At 64.6% G+C, this 22,309-nt stretch carries 25 protein-coding genes and 1 riboswitch; of the genes, 8 read left to right on the top strand and 17 right to left on the bottom strand.

The annotated features are described in order from the left end of the window. Positions 1 to 905: 905 nt before the first annotated feature. Positions 906 to 1,289 (bottom strand): RidA family protein, encoded by a 384-nt coding sequence (locus tag JQ604_RS20870; protein WP_212360779.1) that lies wholly within the window; start codon positions 1,287 to 1,289, stop codon positions 906 to 908. Between the two features lie 109 nt (positions 1,290 to 1,398). Here JQ604_RS20870 and JQ604_RS20875 point away from each other — a divergent pair, with 109 nt between their 5' ends. Continuing rightward, positions 1,399 to 1,884, top strand: a complete 486-nt coding sequence (locus tag JQ604_RS20875; protein ID WP_212360781.1) for a DUF4262 domain-containing protein — start codon at positions 1,399 to 1,401, stop codon at positions 1,882 to 1,884. Positions 1,885 to 1,934: 50 nt separating this feature from the next. Here JQ604_RS20875 and JQ604_RS20880 read toward each other — a convergent pair whose 3' ends face one another. Next, on the bottom strand, positions 1,935 to 2,447 hold the full coding sequence (locus JQ604_RS20880) for a mismatch-specific DNA-glycosylase (protein ID WP_212360784.1): 513 nt from the start codon (positions 2,445 to 2,447) through the stop codon (positions 1,935 to 1,937). 48 nt (positions 2,448 to 2,495) lie between these two features. On the opposite strand from JQ604_RS20880, the gene JQ604_RS20885 reads away from it, so the two are divergent. Further along, complete coding sequence (locus JQ604_RS20885; RefSeq protein ID WP_212360788.1) at positions 2,496 to 3,041, top strand: HD domain-containing protein; 546 nt, start codon at positions 2,496 to 2,498, stop codon at positions 3,039 to 3,041. Between the two features lie 219 nt (positions 3,042 to 3,260). Here JQ604_RS20885 and JQ604_RS20890 read toward each other — a convergent pair whose 3' ends face one another. The 7 genes from JQ604_RS20890 to JQ604_RS20920 all read right to left on the bottom strand — a co-directional run bounded on the left by JQ604_RS20890 (position 3,261) and on the right by JQ604_RS20920 (position 9,550). Next, complete coding sequence (locus JQ604_RS20890) at positions 3,261 to 3,653, bottom strand: hypothetical protein (protein WP_212360791.1); 393 nt, start codon at positions 3,651 to 3,653, stop codon at positions 3,261 to 3,263. 173 nt (positions 3,654 to 3,826) lie between these two features. Further along, complete coding sequence (thiC, locus tag JQ604_RS20895; RefSeq protein WP_212360795.1) at positions 3,827 to 5,725, bottom strand: phosphomethylpyrimidine synthase ThiC; 1,899 nt, start codon at positions 5,723 to 5,725, stop codon at positions 3,827 to 3,829. Positions 5,726 to 5,925: 200 nt separating this feature from the next. Continuing rightward, a complete protein-coding gene (locus JQ604_RS20900; protein WP_212360799.1) occupies positions 5,926 to 6,534 on the bottom strand; it encodes a thiamine phosphate synthase in 609 nt (202 codons plus the stop codon). Next, complete coding sequence (locus tag JQ604_RS20905; RefSeq protein WP_212360802.1) at positions 6,521 to 7,303, bottom strand: thiazole synthase; 783 nt, start codon at positions 7,301 to 7,303, stop codon at positions 6,521 to 6,523. Before JQ604_RS20905 ends, JQ604_RS20900 begins: the two co-directional genes overlap by 14 nt. Positions 7,304 to 7,502: 199 nt before the next feature. Then, a complete protein-coding gene (gene thiS, locus JQ604_RS20910) occupies positions 7,503 to 7,700 on the bottom strand; it encodes a sulfur carrier protein ThiS (protein WP_212360806.1) in 198 nt (65 codons plus the stop codon). Continuing rightward, entirely contained in the window at positions 7,691 to 8,704 is a 1,014-nt protein-coding gene (locus JQ604_RS20915) for an FAD-dependent oxidoreductase (protein ID WP_212360810.1), read from the bottom strand. Before JQ604_RS20915 ends, thiS begins: the two co-directional genes overlap by 10 nt. Further along, positions 8,693 to 8,831, bottom strand: a riboswitch (TPP riboswitch). (Overlaps the previous gene by 12 nt.) A gap of 203 nt (positions 8,832 to 9,034) precedes the next feature. Next, complete coding sequence (locus tag JQ604_RS20920) at positions 9,035 to 9,550, bottom strand: lytic transglycosylase domain-containing protein (RefSeq protein WP_212361491.1); 516 nt, start codon at positions 9,548 to 9,550, stop codon at positions 9,035 to 9,037. Positions 9,551 to 9,884: 334 nt separating this feature from the next. On the opposite strand from JQ604_RS20920, the gene JQ604_RS20925 reads away from it, so the two are divergent. Further along, positions 9,885 to 10,073, top strand: coding sequence for a hypothetical protein (locus JQ604_RS20925; RefSeq protein WP_212360814.1), 189 nt, complete (start codon positions 9,885 to 9,887; stop codon positions 10,071 to 10,073). Positions 10,074 to 10,079: 6 nt separating this feature from the next. Here the strand turns inward: JQ604_RS20925 and JQ604_RS20930 are convergent, their stop codons facing one another. Both JQ604_RS20930 and JQ604_RS20935 read right to left on the bottom strand, forming a co-directional pair. After that, on the bottom strand, positions 10,080 to 11,423 hold the full coding sequence (locus JQ604_RS20930) for an ATP-binding protein (RefSeq protein ID WP_212360817.1): 1,344 nt from the start codon (positions 11,421 to 11,423) through the stop codon (positions 10,080 to 10,082). A 2-nt stretch (positions 11,424 to 11,425) separates the two neighbouring features. Beyond that, entirely contained in the window at positions 11,426 to 12,163 is a 738-nt protein-coding gene (locus JQ604_RS20935; RefSeq protein ID WP_212360820.1) for a response regulator, read from the bottom strand. Between the two features lie 169 nt (positions 12,164 to 12,332). Between JQ604_RS20935 and JQ604_RS20940 the strand changes: the two genes are divergently transcribed. The 4 genes from JQ604_RS20940 (at position 12,333) to JQ604_RS20955 (ending at position 14,493) form a co-directional block, all read left to right on the top strand. Further along, on the top strand, positions 12,333 to 12,926 hold the full coding sequence (locus tag JQ604_RS20940) for a hypothetical protein (protein ID WP_212360824.1): 594 nt from the start codon (positions 12,333 to 12,335) through the stop codon (positions 12,924 to 12,926). 126 nt (positions 12,927 to 13,052) lie between these two features. Further along, positions 13,053 to 13,430 carry a PRC-barrel domain-containing protein gene (locus tag JQ604_RS20945; protein WP_212360829.1) on the top strand — a complete coding sequence of 126 codons (378 nt, stop codon included), beginning with the start codon at positions 13,053 to 13,055 and terminating at the stop codon, positions 13,428 to 13,430. A 76-nt stretch (positions 13,431 to 13,506) separates the two neighbouring features. Next, on the top strand, positions 13,507 to 14,052 hold the full coding sequence (locus JQ604_RS20950) for a PRC-barrel domain-containing protein (protein WP_212360832.1): 546 nt from the start codon (positions 13,507 to 13,509) through the stop codon (positions 14,050 to 14,052). 225 nt (positions 14,053 to 14,277) lie between these two features. After that, the gene (locus tag JQ604_RS20955) at positions 14,278 to 14,493 is read left to right on the top strand and encodes a dodecin family protein (RefSeq protein ID WP_212360836.1); all 216 of its coding nucleotides are present in this window, start codon (positions 14,278 to 14,280) and stop codon (positions 14,491 to 14,493) included. A gap of 176 nt (positions 14,494 to 14,669) precedes the next feature. Here the strand turns inward: JQ604_RS20955 and JQ604_RS20960 are convergent, their stop codons facing one another. From JQ604_RS20960 to JQ604_RS20970, 3 genes are all read right to left on the bottom strand, one after another. Further along, positions 14,670 to 14,978 (bottom strand): helix-turn-helix domain-containing protein, encoded by a 309-nt coding sequence (locus tag JQ604_RS20960; RefSeq protein WP_212360839.1) that lies wholly within the window; start codon positions 14,976 to 14,978, stop codon positions 14,670 to 14,672. A gap of 11 nt (positions 14,979 to 14,989) precedes the next feature. Beyond that, positions 14,990 to 15,343, bottom strand: coding sequence for a type II toxin-antitoxin system RelE/ParE family toxin (locus JQ604_RS20965; RefSeq protein ID WP_212360842.1), 354 nt, complete (start codon positions 15,341 to 15,343; stop codon positions 14,990 to 14,992). Positions 15,344 to 15,581: 238 nt separating this feature from the next. Next, a complete protein-coding gene (locus tag JQ604_RS20970; RefSeq protein ID WP_212360846.1) occupies positions 15,582 to 16,793 on the bottom strand; it encodes an ABC transporter substrate-binding protein in 1,212 nt (403 codons plus the stop codon). Positions 16,794 to 16,985: 192 nt separating this feature from the next. On the opposite strand from JQ604_RS20970, the gene ubiA reads away from it, so the two are divergent. Further along, positions 16,986 to 17,900, top strand: coding sequence for a 4-hydroxybenzoate octaprenyltransferase (gene ubiA, locus JQ604_RS20975; protein WP_212360850.1), 915 nt, complete (start codon positions 16,986 to 16,988; stop codon positions 17,898 to 17,900). 175 nt (positions 17,901 to 18,075) lie between these two features. On the opposite strand, the gene JQ604_RS20980 is transcribed toward ubiA, so the two are convergent. The 3 genes from JQ604_RS20980 to JQ604_RS20990 all read right to left on the bottom strand — a co-directional run bounded on the left by JQ604_RS20980 (position 18,076) and on the right by JQ604_RS20990 (position 22,218). Then, positions 18,076 to 19,653 (bottom strand): DUF4403 family protein, encoded by a 1,578-nt coding sequence (locus JQ604_RS20980; protein ID WP_212360852.1) that lies wholly within the window; start codon positions 19,651 to 19,653, stop codon positions 18,076 to 18,078. A gap of 263 nt (positions 19,654 to 19,916) precedes the next feature. After that, the gene (locus JQ604_RS20985) at positions 19,917 to 20,618 is read right to left on the bottom strand and encodes a L,D-transpeptidase (RefSeq protein WP_212360857.1); all 702 of its coding nucleotides are present in this window, start codon (positions 20,616 to 20,618) and stop codon (positions 19,917 to 19,919) included. A gap of 202 nt (positions 20,619 to 20,820) precedes the next feature. Further along, on the bottom strand, positions 20,821 to 22,218 hold the full coding sequence (locus JQ604_RS20990) for a TAXI family TRAP transporter solute-binding subunit (RefSeq protein WP_212360861.1): 1,398 nt from the start codon (positions 22,216 to 22,218) through the stop codon (positions 20,821 to 20,823). Positions 22,219 to 22,309 lie beyond the last annotated feature (91 nt).

Below are 22,309 nucleotides of genomic sequence, written 5' to 3' on the forward strand. Positions count from 1 at the left end.
ATGCCTTGACTTCAAGACCCCGGCAGAGGTCTTTGCTGCTCAAGTGTTGCACTTCGAATGTGAATCCACCTCCTGGCCTTCGCCAGGACGACGGTCGGGTTGGTTCGGGTTCAAGCTGTCAAACAGCGACGCGGATGTGAGTCCGCATTCTCGCGGCGGCAATCGCCCGAGTTTTGCATCTCGTTCCGCCCTCCCTTGAAACTGAGGGCGCAGGGAAAGCCGGGCGCACGCTGCACCCGCGGTCCCGTGCGCAATGGATAGAAGAGTGCGCGCACGAGCATACAAATGCAGCGGAGGCACGCCGGCCTTCCCTGCGCGATGGGTTACGGCTTATACGTGCTCGCCCTGGTGAGACTCTGCTTTTGTGCCACCATCGTCCGCGATCGGCTTTAGGCCTCTCGCGTGCTTACCACCAACATCGGGGCGGCAGGCCCACACGACTTCACCGTCCGCCTTGGCGCGTTCGTCTCGTGCGCCTCAGCGTCCACCGCATCCCACCCACGTTCGTGACGACTCGCGAAGCGCCCCTCGACGGGCGGGATGACCAATTGTTAGCATAATCAGAAGTTCGCGTAAAGAGGAATGTTTTTGGATGGCGGGGTTGACAGGTTTTTGGCGGGCCGGCTGATTTGCCCGTCGTGTCGAACGGGCAACAGTCTGGACCACGTGAAGATGTGAGGGACGCACCGGCGGAAGGGTTCCCTCTCCCCTTGCGGGAGAGGGTTAGGGAGAGGGGTCCACTCGGGTAGTCTTTCCGAGAGTGTTGTGACGACGAGTGATCGAAAGATTGCGCGAGTGATAGCCTCATCAACCATCTCGCCCGGGGCCACCCCTCTCCCCACCCTCTCCCGCAAGGGGAGAGGGAGCCGAGCAGCATGCTCACCTCACGGCACGTTACGTCGTCCTCACCGCGCCAGCGACGCCACGCCCTCGATCTCGATCAGCATCTTCGGATCGGGCAGCGCCAGCACCACGCAGGTGGTGCGCGCCGGATACGGCGCCGGCCCGAACGCGCCGGCATAGAGCACGTTCATGGTGGCGACGTCGGAAGCCCGCGTCAGCAGCACGTTGACCTTGACGAGATCGTGGATCGTCGCGCCCGCTTCATGCAGCACGCGGGTGAAGTTGGTCACGACATTGGCGAACTGCGCCTCGAACGTGTCGGGTAGCGCGCGGTTGGCGTCGAAGCCGGGAATGCCGGAGATGAAGAGCAAATCGCCGACGCGCGCGCCGAACGACAGCGGCGGCGCCTTGACGCCGGGCGGGGGAGGGAAGTGGGTGATGGGCATGGGTGCCTCTTGGTGCTGGGCTGCGGAGAGCCTAGCCCATTCCTTGCAAATGGCCAGTGCGGAAGGTTACCCTGATTGACCTTTGTTGTGTGCCTGATGTGGGACGTCGATGCTCGACAATTTCAAATGGCCCGTTCCAGAGGAAGAGGCCGACGAGAAGCTCATCCGCAACGTGCGTGAACACGGTTGTCACATCATGGGGATCGGAGGTGACGCGAGCACGCCGGATTACGCGTTCTCGATCGGGTTGTTCGTCAACTATGGGCACGCGGAAATCGTCATCTTCGGCCTGAGGCCTGCGACGGCGCAGGCGATCATCAACGATATCCGCGATCAGGCGGCTTCCGGACGAATGTTCGCCGATGGCGACGTCTGCGACGATATCATCGTCGGCCACAAGGTTTGCTTCGCAGAGGTGCCGCTGGCGGACTATCAAGCATACCTGGGAACGGCGATCTGGTTCTACGCCAAGCAGTCGCGTCCGTTCCCGTGCCTGCAACTGGTTTGGCCAGATCGCGAGGGACGCTTTCCGTGGGACGAAGGTTGCGATGCTGGCTTTAGGAAAGATCAGCCGGTGCTGAAGTCGTTGTCGTAGAAAATGGGTATCCCGGACTGCGCTTCGCGCAGCCGCAGGGCTAACCCACCCTACTTTTCGATCCACTCCGCCAACTCCCGCCACGGCTGCAACGTCCAGCTCCCCGATGCCGCGCCCGACGGCGAGGACAGCACGAACACATCGGGAAACCCGCTCATCTTCGCTTGCTGCCCCAGCGCGATCGCACTGGTCGGCGTGTCGTAAAACAGGCTCGCAGCCTTCTTGCTGGTGAAGGCAACGGTCTTCGGCCGATACGTCTCGATCTTGCTCCGGAAGCCGACGACGTCGAAGGTCTCGCGGTCGATCTCGTGATCCATCCCGGCGCCGGACTTGGAGAGATCGGTGAAGCCGACGCCAAGATCGAGCAGGGCGGCGAACTCGTCGGGCCGATAGCGCCGCGGCGTGATGCCAGCCTCATGCAGCGCGCGCCAGAAGCGGTTGCCGGGATGGGCGTAATAGTGCCCGACGGCCGCCGAGCGTGTGCTTGCCGCGGTGCCGACGAAGACGAGGCGGAGACCCGCGCGGAGCTGATCGGGGAGGCGGTAGAGGTCGGGGTCGGTCATCCCAGCCGATGGCTACCATCTCCGCGGCTTTGATCCTATACCTCAGCCATGACCCGCGAAGAACTGGCAGCCGCCTACACCGCGCCCGGCCGCCACTACCACAACCTCGCGCATATCGAGGATTGCCTCGCCGCGCTCGCGCGCCTGGACGGTCTCTCCGCGGCCGAGCGCGAGATCCTGACCGAGGCGATCTGGTGGCACGACGTTGTCTACGATCCGACGCGGTCGGACAACGAGGAGCTTAGCGCGCAACTCGCCGAGCAGCACGTGCGCGCTGATATCAGAGACGAGGTCGGCCGCCTGATCCGCCTCACCAAGTCGCACGACGTCCAGCCCGACGATCGCCTCGGCGCGATCCTGATCTCGATCGACCTCAGCATCCTCGGCGCCGAGGGAGCGCGCTACGACGCCTATGCGGCCGCGATCCGGCAGGAGTTCATTCATGTTGGTGATGCCGATTATCGCGCCGGCCGTGCCAGTGTGCTGCGGCGGTTTGCGGTGCGGGCGGTGATCTATCCCGATCATGGATTTGCAGCGATGTATGATCGGCGGGCGCGCGACAATCTCGCGCGGGAGCTGGCGGCGTTGAGCTGAAGCGGCAATGCGGACCGCTAGTCGATCGTGAGATTGGTTCGGCTGGCGCGGCAGCGGGAGTTCACCTCTCCCTTGGGAGAGGTCGGCGCGTAGCGCCGGGTGAGGGGATGCGGTCCCTCGATAGATCTGAAGCCCTCACCCGGATTTCTCGCGACGCTCGAAATCCGACCTCTCCCTCCGGGAGAGGTGATCGCCGCGGTCGATCCACATGATCCCACGCTACCGCACCGGCTCCTTGACCTCGTCCTCCGTCGTCACCGCTTCCCCCGGCCGAGTCGCGCGGACCATCAGGAACGTCCCCGACAGGCCCGGCAGCCGCCAGCGCCCGTCGATCTCGGTCGCCTCGGCATTGACCGTGCCTTCGTAAATGACGGTGTCATAGCCATAGCCCGGCGGCTCGTAGCGCTTGACGAACGACACCACGCTGCCGGAGCGCTGGCCGGAGATCGAGGCGTTGTGGGTGCTGATCGGGCAGCGGGGCATGAGGCAGGGCTCGCTCACGCTCCCGCCAAGCACGCCGCCGGCGTCGATCAGCGTCGCCAGGAATGTGACCATGCCGACGCCGGGTTGGATGAAGGTGCCGTCCCAGACGCCAGTGAGGTCGGTGGTCATGGTGGTATGGACGAGTGCGAAGATGTAGCCGCATGAGCGTAGCGATATGCGGGGTGGATACAACCCCGGATATCGCTGCACTCATCCGGGCTACCGGCCAAAAGGTGAAAGCCGGACACGTGTCCGGCTCTCGTTGTTGTTATCTTGGGAATAGCTCGAGATGAAAGCGGTTCTCACAACACCCGATTACTCTCCTTCACCTTCTCCGCATCCAGATACAAGCTCTCGCCCATCTCCTTGAACTTGGCACTCATCTGCGCCATCCCATCCTCGATGGTGCCACTCACCGACATCCCCACGCCCGTCGGATCGTTCAGCGTCGCCGCGTAATCCCGCACGTCCTGGGTGATCTTCATCGAGCAGAACTTCGGGCCGCACATCGAGCAGAAATGCGCGACCTTGTGGGCTTCCTTCGGCAGGGTCTCGTCGTGGAGGTTCTTCGCGGTCTCGGGGTCGAGGCCGAGGTTGAACTGGTCCTGCCAGCGGAAGTCGAAGCGGGCGCGGGACAGGGCGTCGTCGCGGAGTTGCGCGGCGGGGTGGCCCTTGGCGAGATCGGACGCGTGGGCGGCGATCTTGTAGGTGATGACGCCGACCTTGACGTCGTTGCGGTCGGGCAGGCCGAGATGCTCCTTCGGCGTGACGTAGCAGAGCATGGCGCAGCCGAACCAGCCGATCATCGCGGCGCCAATGCCCGAGGTGATGTGGTCATAGCCCGGCGCGATGTCTGTCGTCAGCGGCCCGAGGGTGTAGAACGGGGCTTCGCCGCACTCCTTGAGCTGCTTGTCCATGTTGATCTTGATCTTGTGCATCGGCACGTGGCCGGGGCCTTCGATCATGACCTGGCAGCCCTTGTCCCACGCGATCTTCGTGAGCTCGCCGAGCGTCTCCAGCTCGGCGAATTGCGCGCGGTCGTTGGCGTCGGCGATCGAGCCCGGACGCAGGCCGTCGCCGAGCGAGAACGAGACGTCATACTTGCGCATGAGGTCGCAGATCTCGTCGAAATGGGTGTAGAGGAAGCTCTCCTTGTGATGCGCCAGGCACCACTTCGCCATGATCGAGCCGCCGCGCGACACGATGCCGGTGACGCGGTTGGCAGTGAGGTGGATGTAGGGCAGGCGGACGCCGGCGTGGATCGTGAAATAGTCGACGCCCTGCTCGCACTGCTCGATCAGCGTGTCCTTGTAGAGCTCCCAGGTCAGCTTGACGGGATCGCCGTCGCACTTCTCCAGCGCCTGATAAATCGGAACGGTGCCGATCGGCACCGGCGAGTTGCGCAGGATCCATTCGCGCGTGGTGTGGATGTTGCGGCCGGTGGAGAGGTCCATCACGGTGTCGGCGCCCCAGCGGATCGCCCACACCATCTTGTCGACCTCCTCCTCGACCGACGAGGTCACCGCCGAGTTGCCGATATTGGCGTTGATCTTGGTGAGGAAGTTGCGGCCGATGATCATCGGCTCGAGCTCGGCGTGGTTGATGTTCGAGGGGATGATGGCGCGGCCGCGCGCGATTTCGGAGCGGACGAACTCCGGCGTGATGAAGGCGGGGACTGCTGCGCCAAAGCTTTCGCCATCGGCGAGCGCGGCTTCCGCGCGCTCGAGCTGAGCTTTACGGCCAAGATTCTCGCGCTCGGCGACGTAGATCATCTCCTTGGTGATGATGCCGGCGCGGGCGAATTCGAGCTGGGTGATCTTGTGGCCGTCGAGGCCGCGCAGCGGCGCGTGATGCGCGGTGAAGGCCTTCGCGGCGTGCGCCGCGCCGACATTGCCGTTGTCCTCCGGCTTGATGGTGCGGCCCTCATATTCCTCGACGCCGCCGCGCTCCCTCACCCAGGCGAGGCGGTTGCGCGGCAGGCCGGCGTTGACGTCGATGGTGACATCAGGATCGGTGTAGGGGCCCGAGGTGTCATAGACCGGCAGGTTCGGCTCGCCGGCACCTTCGGAGAGGATGATCTCGCGCAAGGGCACGCGCAGGTCGGGCGCAGCTGTCGGCGTCGCGAAGATTTTTCGCGAGGCGGGGAGCGAGCCGGTGGTGACGGCGGGAAGCGTGGTGTCGGGGTTGGAGCGGATGTTCATGGGATCCTCCGTTTGAATTCAGTTGGCGCCGCGGCGCGAGAGACAAATTTCGCTGTCGTCCCCGCGAAGGCGGGGACCCAGTATTCCAGAGGCTGCGGTGGGATACGGAGAAGCCGCGGCGTACTGGGTCGCCCGGTCCTTGTGCGCAGTGCGCACAGGCCGGGCGATGACAGTGGGGTAAAAGGTGAGAGCCGCTTCCATCACGCAGCCTCCGCGCGGACGCCGAGCCATTGCCGCACCCGTGCATCCGGGTCGGCGTTCTGGGTGACGTCGGAGACGACGGCGATCGAGTCGGCGCCGGCGGCGAAGATTTCGGCCGCGTGCTCGAACTTGATGCCGCCGATCGCGACAAGGGGAATGTTGCCCACGCGCTTCTTCCACTCGGTGATCTTCGGAATGCCCTGCGGGGCAAACCGCATCGACTTCAGCGTGGTGAAGAAGATCGGGCCGAGCGCGACGTAGTCGGGTTTTGCAGCGAGTGCGGTTTCGAGCTCCGTGTCGTCATGGGTGGAGACGCCGAGCGTCAGCTTCGCCTTTCTGATCTCGGCGAGATCGGCATCGGCAAGGTCCTCCTGGCCGAGATGCAGATGCTCGGCGCCGGCGACGATCGCCGCGCGCCAGTAGTCGTTGACCACGAGCTTCGTCGCCGTGCCCCTGGTGACGGCGAGCGCGTCGGTGACGATCTGCAGCGCTGCGCCGTCGTCGAGGTCTTTGGCGCGCAGCTGGATGGTGCCGACGCCGAGCCTGGTCAGGCGTTCGACCCATTTGAGGCTGTCGACGACGGGATAGAAAGGATCAGGATACGGCATGCCAGAACGGGGTCCCAACGACAGGGGTGGAGGGGGAGGCGAAGTCGCGGGCTTGCATCAGCCCGGCTTCATAGGCGGTGCGGCCGGCCTCGACGCCGAGGCGGAAGGCGTTGGCCATCGCGACGGGATCGGCGGCTTTTGCCACCGCGGTGTTGAGCAGCACGGCGTCATAGCCGAGCTCGAGGGCTTCGGCCGCATGCGAGGGCGCGCCGATGCCGGCATCGACCACGAGCGTGATATCCGGCAGGCGGTCGCGCAACAGCTTCAGCGCGTCGCGGTTGATGATACCCTTGGCGCTGCCGATCGGCGCGGCCCAAGGCATCACCACCTTGCAGCCGGCGTCGACCAGACGTGTCGCGACCGAGAGATCCTCGGTGCAATAGGGGAACACCTCAAAACCGTCCTTGATCAGGATGCCTGCGGCTTCGACCAGGCCGACCACATCAGGCTGCAGCGTGTCGTTGTCGGCGATGACCTCGAGCTTGATCCAGGAGGTCGCAAACAATTCGCGCGCGAGCTTGGCCGTGGTCACGGCTTCGCGCACGCTGCGGCAGCCGGCGGTGTTCGGCAGCACGGTGACGCCGAGCTCGCGGATCAGATTCCAGAAGGCGTCCCCCGTCTTGCCGCCGGCGGCCTCGCGGCGGAGCGAGACGGTGACGATCGAGGAGCCCGACGCCCGGATCGCCGCCTGCATGATTGCGGGCGAGGGGTAGAGCGCCGTGCCGATCAGCAGGCGCGAGGGGAAGGATTTGCCGTAGAAGGTGACCATGTCGATGGTGGCTCCTCAAATTCGGTGTGCCCCCTCGCCCCGCTCTTCGCGGGGAGAGGGTTGGGGTGAGGGGCTGCATCCGCGAGAACGGCGAGAGTTGGACTCGCGGAGAGTCCCCCTCACCCGGAATTTGCTGTGCAAATTCCGGCCTCTCCCCGCAGGCGGGGAGAGGCGAAGAGAAGCGCCAGCTGCGTTCATCTCACCCTCCCTGCCGCGGCGTGATGATCTCGATCTCGTCGCCGGCTTTCAGCGCGGTCTCGGCCCAGCGGCTTTTCGGCACCACGTCGTAATTCACGGCAATCGCGAAATGGGTGCCTTCGTAGTCGAGCTCGCTCAGCAGCGCGCCGACGCTCGCCGCAGCGATCTCCCGCTGCTCGCCGTTCACGATCACGCGCATTGCATCACCTCATTGTCGATTTCGCCGCGCGCGACATAGGCGAGCGTCAGCTCGGCCAGTGCCGGCGCGAGCAGGAAGCCGTGACGGTAGAGTCCGTTCACGCTGATCCGGTCCTGGTCGATCCTGATCTTCGGCAGATTGTCGGGAAACGCAGGCCGCAAGCCCGAGCCGAACTCGACGATGCGCGCCTCGGCAAAGGCCGGATGCACGGCGTAGGCGGCGCCCAAGAGCTCCAGCGCCGAGCGCACGCTGACGCCGGTGTCCTCGGCCTCGATCGAGGTCGCGCCCAGCATGAAGCGGCCGTCGCCGCGCGGGATCACGTAGAGCGGCCAGCGCGGATGGATCAGCCGCACCGGGCGCGCCAGCTCGACCTCCGCCGTTTCGATGATGATCATCTCGCCCTTGACGCCGCGCAGGGTTGGCTCGGTGTCGCGCGCGGCAAGGCCGCGGCAGTCGATCACGAGGCCGTCGAGGTCGGCGGCATCAGCGTCGCTGTTGAAGCGGATGGTGCCGCCGGCCTTGGCGATGGCGGCATGCAGCTGCGGCAGCACGCGGCGCGGCTCGACATGGCCTTCCTCGGGATAGAACAATCCGTCGCGGAAGCGGCCTTCCAGCGAGGGCTCGAGCGCGCTGACCTCGCGGGCGTCGAGCCGGCGATGGCCGGAGGTGAGGCGGGCAAAGCGCTCGAAATCGGCGCGGTCGCGCGGATGCGCCACCACCAGCGAGCCGTTGAACGGTGTTTTCGGGAAATGATCGCGCCACAGCGCCAGCGAGCGGATGCCGAGCCTGGAGATCACGGGTTCCGAGGTTTCCGCCTCGCACCACGGCGCCAGCATGCCGCCGGCCCAGTGGCTGGTGGCATCAGTCATCGCAGCGTCACTGCGCTCGTGCAAAGTGACGGCGTGGCCAGCTTGCGCGAACAGCAGCGCCTGCCAGGCCCCTGCAATGCCCGCTCCGATGATGGAAACGGGGGAATCCCCCCGCGGCTTGGTCGTCTGATACATCCCTGTCCCTTCGCCGGCATGACCCGGATCAGGTTCAAAGGGTCACCGCGGTCCTGGGCCGGCTTGTGCAGGCTTGCCCATTTAGCGGTATCTCAGCTCCTCCTTCGGAGCACCCCTCGGAACGCCCCTAATGTAAGCCCGTGAGCGGATGTGTCAACGCGTTATGCCAGGACCCCTCTGCGACGCACGCAACGCTCTCGTGCCCCGGACGCGGCGCAGCGCCCTAGCGTGCGCTGCGGAGCCGGGGCCCATGTGTGTTCGAGGCGGAAATCGGTCCCGGCTCTGCGGAGCAGCGTTGCACGCTGCACCGCGTCCGGGACACGAGAGCAGCTATTTAGGAGCTTGTTCCGGCGCCGCCTCGGCGGCCGTCGCCTGCTGCTCCTGCTTCAGCAGCTGCCTCGGCGGCGCGCTTTCGCCGACGTGTTTCGCCTCTTTCAGATGATCGGTCTTCTGGCGCTTGGCGACGTAGTAGTAGCCGCCGGCGAAATAGCGGACGGCGCGATCGTGGTCGCCATTGGCGGCGCGATAGGCGCCGGCGAGATATTTGATGCCGTATTTGAGATTGGTCTCGGGATCGCGCAGGCCTTCGGCGGTGCCGGTGTAGCCGAGCCCGCGCGCGGTGCCGAGCTTGATCTGCATCAGCCCGATGGTGCCGCCATGGCCGATCAATTTCGGCTGATACTTGCTCTCACGCACGATGACGCGATGCACCAGTTCCTCCGGCACAAGGTTCGCTCGCGCGTGCGTTGCGACCATCGCCTCATACTGTGCACGCTGCTGCGCATGCGCAGCCGGGCAGAGCAGGAGTGTGGCGATCGAGGCGCCGAGGATGTGCAGGAATTTCATGTCAGCCGGAGCAGCGCGGAATGCGCGTGAATATTTTCGCGGGAACTCAATGGTCCAGAGAGCGGGCAGGAATGTGGCAAAAACCTGCAACATGCTGTGCCTGCGCCTCCGTAATATTCCTGACATGCACAGCGATCGGTGACAGATGCGGTGCTGCAAAATCCTAAAAATGTAACGAACGCTTTTGCCGCACGCGGCGCAGCAACGGATTGTCGTGCAAATGAATCAGGAGAGGATTACAGTACACGGCAGACGATGTTCAGTTTGAGTCAGAGCATCTGTCCATTCAAAAAATACGCGACATCCGTTTCGCGATTCTCGAGGGAGATGCGCCATGGCACAGGACGCCAACCTGCCACGTGGAAATCCGTGCGCGCAGTGTGGCACGCCGATCCCGCGTCCCGACTGGGTCGAGCACAGCGAAGGCCGCACGTCGTATCTATGGAATTGCCGCGTCTGCGATTATCGCTTCGAAGCGATCGCGATCTACGATGAAGAGCAGATCCAGCCGCTCGCGGCCTGAACCAAATTAAGCAGCCGACTTCTGCAGCTGCTGCCGCGCCGGCAGCTCGATGCGCACGATCAGGCCATGCGGTTGCCGGTCGTGCAGCGACAGCGTGCCGTTGTGCGCGATCACGATGGCGTTGGCGATCGACAGCCCGAGGCCAAAGCCTTCCGCCTCGTCCTGGTTGCGCGCGTCGTCGCCGCGCACGAACGGCTCCAGCACATTGGCCTTGTGCAGGTCGGAGATGCCGGGACCGTCGTCCTCGATGTCGATGGTGAGGCGCTCGCGCGTCGCGGTGAGACGGACGGTGGCCTCGCCGCCGAACCGCACCGCGTTCTCCAGGAGGTTGGTGACGCTGCGATGCAGATCGTCGGGCCGCGCGGTCGCCATCGCATGCTCCGGCCCCTCATAGGCGACCTTGTGGCCCATGTCGGCGAACTGGTCGGTGACGAGCTGCAGCGTGCTCGCGATATCGACCAGCGTCATGGCCTCGAGCCGGCGATCGTTGCGCAGGAACGACAGTACCGACTCCAGCATCGAGCGCATCTGGTCGAGATCGCGCAGCATGCGGTGGCGATGGGTCTCGTCCTCGATGAACTCGGCGCGCAGCCGCATCCGCGTGATCGGCGTGCGCAAATCGTGGCTGATCGCGGCCAGCATCTTGGTGCGATCGTCCATCAGATTGGTGATGCGCTCGCGCATTCGGTTGAGCGCGCGCGCCAGCGAGCGGATCTCCTCCGGCCCGCGCTCGGGCAGCGGCGCCGCGGCGCCGTTGAGGCTGAAACTTTCGGCGGCCTTGACGAAGGACGACAGCGGCGTGGTCAGCGCCCAGGCCGCCCACAGGCCGAGCAGGGTCACGCTGATCACCGCGAACATGACCGTCATCATCCACGGCCCGCCCCAGAACGAGCGCGGCGGCCGGTCCGGCATCAGTTTGGCTGAGACCATCGCCCCGTCGGGCAGGCGGACCGCGACGCGGCGGATCTCGCCCTCGTTCGGCGCGGTGCCGCCCTGCTGCAGCAGATAGACGTGGTAGCTCGGATCGAGCCGGCGCAGTGCGTGCAGGCTCTGCGGCTCGAGCTCGATCAGCCCTGTCGGGCTTGCAGAAAGTGCCTCGATCTCGAGCTGCGGGAAGGCGCGCGCGAAGTCGGCCATCAGGTGCGGCCGCTCGTCGGCCGGTGCGCTGCCGAGCAGTTGGGCTGCGGCGGAGAGCTGGGTGTGCCAGCGGTCCGGCGGCTCGGGCTGGTCCGGCCGGTGGATCAGGAAGCTGACGGTGAGGATGATGTGCAGCGCGACGATCGAGGCCACGACCAGCGCGGCCATCTGCGCGCCGATTCCCCGCAAGCTCATGGCGCGCAGCAGATTCATCGTTAGTGGGTTGCGGGAGCAACCGCCTCGACACGCGGGGTGAACATGTAGCCGCCAGACCGCACCGTCTTGATCATGGTGGCTTCCTGCGGATCGGGCTCGATCTTGCGGCGGATGCGGCTGACCAGCACGTCGATCGAACGCTCGAACGAGCCGGCGCTGCGGCCCTGGGTGAGGTCGAGCAGGCTGTCGCGCGACAGCACGCGGCCGGGCCGCTCGCAAAAGGTGCGCAGCAGGTCGAACTCGGCGCTGGTCATGGCGACGCGTGCGCCTTCCGGATTGCGCAGTTCCCGGAGACGAATGTCGATGGTCCAGCCGAGGAAGTTGAGCGTGGTCGCGCCCTCGATCGCGCTGGCGTTGCGCGCGGCGGCCTGCCGGCGCAGCACGGCGTTGATGCGGGCCAGCAATTCGCGCGGGTTGAACGGTTTTGCCAGATAGTCGTCGGCGCCCATCTCGAGGCCGAGGATGCGGTCGACGTCCTCGCCGCGCGCGGTCAGCATGATGATCGGCGTCTGCGATTCCTGCCGGACCTTGCGGCACAGGCTGAGGCCGTCCTCGCCGGGCAGCATCACGTCGAGGATCAGCAGATCGACGCGGTGGTCGGCCATCGCCCGGGCCATCTCGCGGCCGTCGGAGGCGGTGGTGACGTTGCAGGAATTGGTGCGGAGGTACTTTGCGATGAGCGCCCGCGTCTCGCGGTCGTCCTCAACGACTAGGATGTTCGGTTGTGTCTGGGCCATGCCGACCTTTTTGTCGGAGATTCGAGCAACACGGTGAACAATTTTATTTCGTTTTGTTTCTATAACTACCCGGGAAATGCCGGGCAATAGCTTGGAAAGGGACAAGAAAGCCCCTGTTAAGGCGGTTAACCATACGGTTTTTGCGTTGCAGCTCAATTTTGGAGGGAGAATGACCTCGATTTCGGCGGCATCCGCGAACGCTCACCAGTCGCCGTTGCAGCGGCTGCAGGATGAGCTTCAGTCGGAAGTCAGTTCAGGGACCATCAGTTCATCCGATCAGGACGCGCTGTCGTCAGCACTATCGGACATCGATTCCTCGCTACAGGCCAGCCGTTCCAGCGACGAAGCCAGCGGCACCCGGCCGTCGCACGGTGAGCTCAAGTCGAAGATCGACGACCTGATCAGCGGCGAAGTCGCCTCCGGCAAGCTGACCAGCGACCAGGCGACCGAGCTGCAGGGCGTGTTCAAGGCTGCCTTCGCCAATGGCCCCGGCGGGGCCGGTGGTCCAGGTGGCCCTGGCGGTCCTGGCAGTGCCGGTGGACCTCCGCCCGGCCCGCCGCCCGATGACGCTTCGGCTTCCAGCGACGGCAGCAGCGACAGTTCGGCTACGAGCTCGATCAGCGACGTCTTGCAGCAGTTCCTGCAGTCGCTGCAGCAATCGCTGTCGGCCTCGTCGAGCACCTACGGTTCGGACGGCAGCTCCTCCTCCTCATCATCGGGCAGCAGCTCGTTCTCGGCGCTCCTGATCGACTACAAATCCTGATATCGCTCCGTTCTGAGGTGCAGTCATCCTTCCCGAAAGGGAAGGGTGGCTGTCGCATTTGGCGGCCGAGGAACCCGCTGTTGTGCAACGCGTTGGTTTTCTACTCATTTGCGCATGGAGGTTGCGATGGCAGTCGAGGCCGTGACCAGGCCGCATCAATTGATTGCAAGCGATCGCGTCGAGGGCACGGCGGTGCGGCGGCCCAGCGGCGACATGATCGGCCACATCGAGCGGCTGATGATCGACAAGATCTCGGGCAAGGTGTCCTACGCCATCCTCAGCTTCGGCGGCTTCCTCGGCATCGGCACCAATCTCATTCCGCTGCCCTGGGGCCGGCTGCACTACAATCCGAAATTCGAAGCCTATGAACTCGACGTCGACGACGAGGAGTTGAAGCGCGCGCCGTCGTTCCGCGCCGACAAGGATTTCGATTGGGGCGATCGCTCGCAGGAAGCGGAGTTGCATCGCTACTACGGCGTTCCGCCCTATTGGGGCGGCTTTTGATCGCATGTTCCTTAGGAACGAGTGCTGACGTGACGGGTTCTCCACCCATGATTTTGTGAACTGAGGAGAGCCAACAATGTTAGCTAAAACCATCATGGCCGGCGTCGCCGGTTCCGTGTTGCTTGCGAGTGCCGCGTTCGCACAGACGCCGACCGAACCCAAGAAGACCGAGATGGCGCCGTCGGCAACCACGACGACGACGACCACTGTTTCGCCGACATCGGCCCAGGGTGAGTGGCGCGCGTCGAAGGTCGTCGGTCTCAGCGTTTACAACGACAAGAATGAGAGCGTCGGCTCGATCAACGATCTCCTGATGGAGAAGAGCGGTGCCATCAAGATGGTCGTGATCGGCGTCGGCGGCTTCCTCGGCGTCGGCGAGCATCTGGTCGCTGTGCCGATCGAGAAGGTGAAATTCGCCACCGAGCCGGTCGCCTACACCGGCACGGCCAGCACCACCAACACCGGCCCGTCGAGCACGAACAAGACCTCGACCACCACCACGGGCGCGGCGCCGGCTGCGACGACCTCGAAGCCCAATCCGTGGTACCCGGACCATGCCGTCTTCAACGCCACCAAGGATGAGCTGAAGGCGATGCCGGAGTTCAAGTACACCACGCAGTAAAGGCTGTGCGTCGGTGCAATAAGAAACGCGCCCGGTGCAGCCGGGCGCGTTTTCGTTGGATCGATCGCGCGCCGGTTGGCTTTGCAGCGACGACTTGTCTCGCCCTGGCGCTCATCTACACGGACGCGATGGTGCAGCGCATCCTATCAGCCAGGATATCCCGATGTTAGGCTCGGTTGCGGCAGGAGCACCCTGCATCCTGCCTGACAGCAACGGGAGGACGACATGGCTGAGAGCGTCTACAAGGTCATCGAGCTGATCGGCACCAGCAAGGAGTCCTGGGAAAAGGCGGCCGCTGCGGCCGTCGCCAGAGCCAGCAAAACCCTCCGGGATCTTCGCGTCGCCGAAGTCGTCAAGCTCGATCTGCAACTGGACGCCAAGGGCAAGGTCGAAGCCTACCGCGCCAAGCTGAATGTCTCGTTCAAGTTCGAGGGCTCGTAGCGATAGCGGAATTCAGAGACACCACGCAGTAAGGCTGTGCGTCGGTGAGAAGAGCAACGCGCCCGGTGCCGCCGGGCGCGTTTTTTCTTACCTCGCCCCGCTTGCGGGGAGAGATCGACGCGCTCTTGCGCGGCGGGTGAGGGGGAGTCTCCGCGCACTGGCTATCACCTGTTTTGTCAGACCAGTTCGAGCTTCAATGACCGCCCAACCATGCGGGCCGCCCGTTGCAAGGTGTTGAGCGTGACATTGCCGTCTTTGGGATCGAGCAGACGGCCAATCTGGCTGCGGCTGGTCTTCATCCGGGTTGCCAGGCCATTACGCGAGATATTGTTCGCCTTCATGGCCTCAGCAATTTGCCAGGCCAGAACTTCCTTGATGGCCACGGCCTGAAATTCCTCAAGCTTGCCGTCTTCCTTCAGAAGATCGTCGAGCGTGCTCAACCGGGCCGCCGAACGGGGCGATTTCTTTTTCCTGGTCTTGGTCATTCGCGGCTTCCTCAAGCTTCAAATTCCTTCTTGCGCCTGCGCGCCAGCAAGAGTTCGTCATCGGGGGTCTTCTGGGTTTTCTTGATGAAGCCGTGAAGAACCACGATGCGATCCCGCGTTATGCAGAACAGCGTCCGGGCGATACGCTGACTCGGAAGGCTGGTCCGGACCTCCCACAAGCCGTCGCCCATGGCCCGGCACAGCGGCATGCCGACCGGCCAACGAAACTGGACCCGCATCAGATCGAGCCCGATGGCGTTGCGATCCCTGTCATCGAGAGAGCGAAGCCAGTCGCGAACCACCTCGCTCCCGCCGCGCGTGCGATAGAACACGACCGGAATCTTGCGAGGCGTCTCACGAGCCATGCTGTACTACATATGGTACATGTACCATATAATGGTCATTGGGTGCAAGGGAATGGAAAAGCATCATAGAGTGTAGGCGATTCACGGCGCGATTGAAGGCGCACGCGGAGGTCGCTCTCAGGTCGACGTGCACTTGCGCGGCGGTTGAGAGGGAGTCTTTCCGAGCATACCCTTTTCGCGGGGCAGCCCCTCATCCCGACCTTCTCCCCGCTAAGAAGAGCGGGGAGAAGGGGAGATCTTAATGCGTCACCAGCGGGCAGCCGCCCTTGTCGAGCGGGCGGAAGGCTTCGTCGCCGGGCACGGTGGCGATCAGCTTGTAGAGGTCCCACTCGCCCTTGGATTCCGACGGCTTCTTGACCTCGAACAGATACATGTCGTGGACCATGCGGCCGTCGATGCGGATCTTGCCGTTCTTGGCGAAGAAGTCGTTGACCGGCGTGGCGCGCATCTGCGCCATCACCTTCGGCGCCTCGTCGGTGCCGATCGCCTCGATGGCTTTCAGGTAATGCATGGTCGCCGAATAGAGACCGGCCTGGATCATGGTCGGCATGTGGCCGACCTTCTCGTTGAAGCGTTTTGAGAAGGCGCGGGTCTCGTCGTTCATGTCCCAGTAGAAGGCGTCGGTGACGATCAGGCCTTCGGTGGCCTTGATGCCGAGCGAATGCGTGTCGGTGATCTCCTGCAAGAGCGCGATCATCTTCTGGCCGCCCTGGGTCAGGCCGAATTCGGAGGCCTGCTTCAGCGCGTTGGTGGTGTCGCCGCCGGCGTTGGCCAGCGCCACGACCTTGGCCTTCGAGGCTTGCGCCTGCAGCAAATAGGACGAGAAGTCGGACGAGTTCAGGGGATGACGGACGTCGCCCAGAACCTTGCCGCCGCTCTCCTTGACCACGTTCGCCGCGTCGCGCTCCAGCGCCATGCCGAAGGCGTAGTCGGCGGTGACGAAGAACCAGGTGTCCTCGCCGCGCTTGACCATCGCCTTGCCGGCAACATTCGACAGCGCGTAGGTGTCGTAGGTCCAGTGCACCGTGTTGGGCGAGCAGGCGACGCCGGTGATGTCGGAGGAGCCGCCGCCGGAATTGATGTTGATCCGGTTCTTCTCGCGCGTCAGCGCCGAGATCGGCAGCGCGACCGACGAGGTCGGCACGTCCATGATCGCGTCGACCTTCTCGTTGTCGTACCAGTTGCGGGCGATGTTGACGCCGACGTCGGGCTTGTTCTGGTGGTCGGCGGCGATCACTTCGATCGGCTTGCCCTTGACCTTGCCGCCATAGTCGGCGACCGCCATCTGCACCGCGGCAAGCGAGCCCTTGCCGGTGGCATCCGCATACAGGCTCGACATGTCCGTGAGCACGCCGAGCTTGACGACGTCGTCGGAAATCTGCGCGTGCGCCGCACCGCCGGAGGCGGCAAGCGCGAGACCGGCCGCAGCGGCGGCCAAAAGTGATTTCATGTTTCTTCTCCCTGGCTTCTTGTTAAGGGCTTAATTCCACAGGCCTGTCTTAGCCGGCCTCGCGAGATGCCGCAAAGCCGACTTTTGGGCATGGCAACGGTATGGACGGAGGGTTGTTGCTGATTGAAATGGAATTGGGCTTCGTGTTCCGCTCTCGCTAATATGAACGGCACTCGGAAGCGAGATCACCTCATGATTGCCTTGAACCGTCCGGACCTCAGCGACATTCATGCCGGCGATTGGGTGGACCGGCGCTTGCCGGTCGCGTGGCGGCCGTTTACGCGGCTGGCACGGCTCGATCGCCCGGTGGGGATATGGCTGACACTGTTGCCGTGCTGGGCGGCGCTGATCCAGGCGTCGCACGGATGGCCGGATATTCGGCTACTGCTCGTCTTCTCGCTCGGCGCGTTGCTGATGCGAAGCGCCGGCTCCACGATCAACGACATCGCCGATCGAAATTTTGACGGCCATGTCGAGCGGACCCGCTTTCGCCCGCTGGCGAGCGGCCAGATCGGCGTGCCGCAGGCGTTTGTCTTTCTGGCCGTCGAGCTTGCGCTTGCGGCCATGCTGCTGATCTTTCTCACGCCGTTCACGCGGCTGATCGCCATCGGCGTGCTGCCGCTGGTGCTGATCTATCCTTTCTGCAAGCGCTTCACCCATTGGCCGCAGGCGATGCTGGGCGCCGCGTTCAACTGGGGCATGCTGATGGCATGGGCCGAGATCGCGGGACATGTCCCGGCTGCGGCTGTGCTGATGTGGATCGGGGCGATCGCTTGGCAGATCGGCTATGACACCGTCTATGCCTATGTCGACGTGCGCGACGATACGAGCCTCGGGCTGAAGTCGACCGCCATCCTGTTCGGGCCGCACGGCAAGGCGTGCATCGGCCTGTTCTACGCACTGACGGTCGGTGCCTGGACGATCGGCGGCTGGCTGTCGGGCATGTCGATCGCTTACGGTGCAGGCATGCTCGTCATCGCCGGCCATCTCGCCTGGCAGACCTGGCGGCTCGACCTTGCGCGACCGGAGCTGAGCTACCGGCTGTTCCTGTCGAATATTCTCACCGGCGCGTTGCTCGCGATCACCACGTTGATCGGAACGTGGTGAGCTAATCTCTCCAAGCTGAACGTTGGATGGGCTCCCTCTCCCGCTTGCGGGGGAGGGCGGGGTGGGGGTGTCTCCGCACCAGGATTCCCTGCGTGGAGAGAGCCCCCACCCGCCGCGCTCTTTGAGCGCGTCGGCCTCCCCCGCACGCGGGAGAGGCGAAGGGAGCGCGCGAGTTTTACAGCGCCGGCAGCGCGCTGACGGCGGCGTTGATGGTGCCGTCGGTTTCCACGATCACCCGCAACGTCCTCGAGTCGAAGGCGATGTCGGCGAGGCGGATGCTGGAGATCTCGGCGTTGACGCGGACGCCGTCCTCGCTCTTCTGCAACTCGGCGATGGCGTCGGCGATCTTCTTCTGCGCATTGCTGGCGAACGGCTTCAGGTCGACCATCAGCTTGTCGGCCAGCACCTGCTGCAGCCGCGGCACCGCAGCGCGTGCGGCGGCCCCGAGCAGGCCGAAGGCGGCTTCCGACTCGACTGCGAGCTCCACATCGGTCAGCCGCAGCGTCTGCTGTGCCTGATCGAGCCGCGGCCGGCCCCAGATGTGGACGGTGGCTTCCGCGCCGAAGCCGAACCAGCTCGTCTTCTCCTTGGCGTGGACCAGCAGCGAGATCAGCAGCCGGTCGCCTGAGGCCGCGACGCTGGCATTCTTGACGGTGACGTCGACCGAGCCGGAACCATCTTCCGGAAAGGTCTTGCCCTTGAGCTGGGCTTCGATCAGCTGGGTCAGCGTGGTGAAGGAGATGTCGACCGGCAGGCCGATCGCCACCCGGCTCGGCATCGGCGGCACGATCGAGAGCTTTTCGGGGAACGGGCAGGTCGGATTGGTCGGCGTCTCCGTGATGCGGGTCTCGGCCTCGATCCCCATGGTGAGGATCATCGATGACGCATCGACCTTCGGCTGCGCGGCAATCGCACGGGTCGGCCGCAGCTCGAGCCACAGCGCCGGCATCGAAGCGGTCGCGCCCGTGCCCTGCAGCGGGATCGAGCGGCAGGCCTTGGCCCATTGCGCGCGCGCATTGTTCTCGAAGGCGGGATCGTTGCGCAGCCTGGCCTGCACCGCCGCCATCTGGTCGGCGACCTGCTTGTCGATGACAGGCTTGACCTGCGCGGGCACGCTGACCTTGACGCCCGCCGCCTGCAGGCTGGTGTCGCCGAGATTGACCTGCGCCTGCAGGTTCGGCTCGATGCGCCATGACGCGCCGAGCTTCGGGCGCGAGACGATGGTGACGTTGCCCTTGATCTCGGCGTTGGCGTTGAGGTTCTTGATGTTCACGCTGCCGATCTGCTTGGCGACGTTGCCGCCGAGCAGGCTGCCGAGCGCATCGCCGACCGCGCCGGTCGCCTTGGCCGACAGCGAGCCGGTCACGTTGAGCGTGCCGTTGATCGGCGTCGCCAGGGTCAGCGCGTCCTGCGCGCCGCCGACCGAGATCGGCCCGCGCGAGGCGGTCCAGCCGATGTCGGCGTTCTGCAGGATCTCCGACACCGGATTGTCAGCCTTGCCGCCGAACGTCTTCGGCGCACCGCGCTCGGCGGCGTCGCGGATCGCCGACAGCGCGACCGTGACCTGCGCCACCACGGTCGACGAGCGCGGCGCGGTCGGCAGCGGCGGCAATTGCGCAAGCGGCGGCGTCTGCACGGCACCACGCGGCGACAGCCAGTCCATTGCCTTCAGGCTGACCAGGAACGAGGCGCCAACCACGAGCAGGGCGCTCAAAACCAGTCCAATCGTCTTTGGATGCATCGGCAGACGCATCGTCCCCCCAGGTCCTTAGTTCGAGCATGATCTTTCGGAAAACCGCTTCACACTTTTCCGGATCATGCTCGAGTGATCCCAAACGGCCTTGTACAGGCGCGCCGACGGCGGCGCCAGTGTGGCGGGAACCGGCTGGTTCGGAGGCGGAGCTTTGCACTTCGTGGCCGAGTGGGTTGGCTCGCGCTGCAAACGTGACAACGGCCCCGGTGGGGGGCCGGGGCCGCTGTCTTGGGTGGTACTCGGGGAAGTACCTTGGGGATGGCTTAGCGGACGGTCGTGCCGAGGTCGGCGCGGCGGTCGGCCATCGGCAGCACGATCACCTTGGTGCCGACGTTGACGCGGGAATAGAGGTCGATGACGTCTTCATTGGTGAGGCGCAGGCAGCCGGAGGAGACGCGGGTGCCGATGGTCTCCGGCGCGTTGGTGCCGTGGATGCGATAGATGGTGCCGCCGAGATACATGGCGCGGGCGCCGAGCGGGTTGCCGGGGCCGCCGGCCATGTGGCGCGGCAGATAGGGCTGACGAGCGATCATTTCCGCGGGCGGGGTCCAATCCGGCCACTCGGCCTTCTTGGTGATCGACTGGGTGCCCGACCAGGTGAAGCCGTCGCGGCCTATACCGATGCCGTAGCGCATCGCCTGGCCGTTGCCGAGCACGTAATAGAGATAGGTGTTCGGGGTATCGATGATGATGGTGCCGGGGGCTTCGCGGGTCGCGTAGTTGACGACCTGGCGCTTCAGGCGGGACGGCTGGACATAGGTGCGGTCCTCGTCCTGCGGCTGCGGCATCGCCTGCACCGGAGGAACGTATTCCTGCTGCGGCGGCAGGATGAAGGGGAAGATCGGTAGCGGCGCGGCCGCGGCGGAGGTGGAGAAAGCTGCGGCGCCAATGGCCAGCGCACCGAAGGCGGCAGCGGCGAGACGCGACGAAATCTTGGCTGAAATGAACAGCTTGGAATTGAACATGGTCGACCCCTGTTATTTTGCGCCCTGCGCGCCAGTTTCGGCGCGTCGTTGAGGCAAATACCTACAGGTCAAGCGTTTCAGGACGTTTGCACGAAATCGCCAAAATGGTTTCGTGGCTTTAAGGAATTGTTTCGTGCGTGTTTCGTGGGGTGGTTAAGGCGGGGTTTTCGTGGGGCTCCACCCATCCTGCCAGTGACGGCTTCTACCCCACCCGCATCCGCGGCATCTCGGGCGCGCCACCGCCACCCAGCGTGGCGCGACGATCGGCGATGGCGTGGTGGAATTGCTCGAGCGTCAGCCCGATCACAGAGAGATCGTCTTCCTCGATCGCGCCGTCGTCGAAGCAGTCGAGCGCCTCACGCAGGAGATCGTCGGCCTGCTGCTGCATCGCCGCCAGCTCGTCCGTGGTCTCGGCCTGCCGCGCCTTGGAGATCAGGTCGAGCAGATTGTCGCGATGGGTGAGATATTGCTCGCGCTGGTCGCGGCGCCAGTAGTGACGCAGCCACGCGCCGGCCGAGCCGAGACCTGAGAGGATCAGGATCGCGCCCCAGATGTAGTCGGTGTATTTCTCGAGGAAGGTGCGCTCGTTGCCGTCGATATAGGCGGCGGCGCCCTGATGCGCGGGGAGCGAGGCGTCCTTGTCGGTGTCGGGCTTCTCCATCTTGCCGGCACTCGGCACGTCGCGCGCTACCAGATAACGCTGGGTGAACAGCTGCCGCGTCAGCGCGGCCGCGGTCGTCTCCGCCATGCTGTGCGGGGCGACGATCAGGTGATTGACGCTGACGGTCTCGACCTTGTCCTCGGGGCGCGCCGGCGAGGACGAGAAGATGCTGCCGGCGATCTCCTCGGACTCGTAGATCGGATGCTTCTGCGCGATGGCTTCCGAGACTTCGATCGGCAGGAACTTTGGCTCGCCGCGCGCGGTCGCGGTCGCCGCGATCGCATCCGCGGTGATCTTGCTCTCGAGCGGGCCGACCGTCATGTAGGCGTCGAGCGTCGTGTCGCGCGCGAGATCGGCGATCTGGTTGGTGCCGTACTGGACGATCGTGACCTTGTCGGCATTGAGGCCCGATTCCGTGAGGATCACCTTCAGCAGCGTGACGTTGGCTTGCGTCCGGCCGATCACGCCGATCTTGTGGCCGGCGAGATCGTCGATGCCCTTGATCTTCGCCGTCGGCTGCTTCTTCGATCCCTTCGGCGGCAGGCCGGACGGCGCCCACAGCACCACGACGTTCTTGCGCAGGATCGCGATCGCCTCGGCATTCGGCGGTAGATTGAGATCGCCGCGCGCCACCGCAAGGTCGGCCTTGTGCGCGGTGAAGGCGGCGATGCTTTCGGTCGCGCCCTCGGTGACGACGGGTGTGAGGCGGATCGAACCGTTCTCGCGCGAGAACGTCTGGGCGAACGCCTGGATCAGCTTGACGTCGTCGCTGCCGGCGGGGCCGACCGCGATCTTCAGCGTGATCGGACGCAGCACATAGACCAGTGCGCCGGCGGCGGCGCCGAACGCCAGAATGCCGGCGACGAGGATCAGCAGCGAATAGTTCTTTCGCTTCCGCCTTGGCCGGTGAGGTGCCGTATCGTCTGATGGCTCTGACATCTAACTGTCACGTTACACGAAATGCACGAAGGATGGTTGAAAAAGAACCTTACATTTCGATGACGTCATACGCCTGAAACATCGATGTCAG

This window comes from Bradyrhizobium jicamae, assembly GCF_018130695.1.
Lineage (GTDB): Bacteria > Pseudomonadota > Alphaproteobacteria > Rhizobiales > Xanthobacteraceae > Bradyrhizobium > Bradyrhizobium jicamae_B.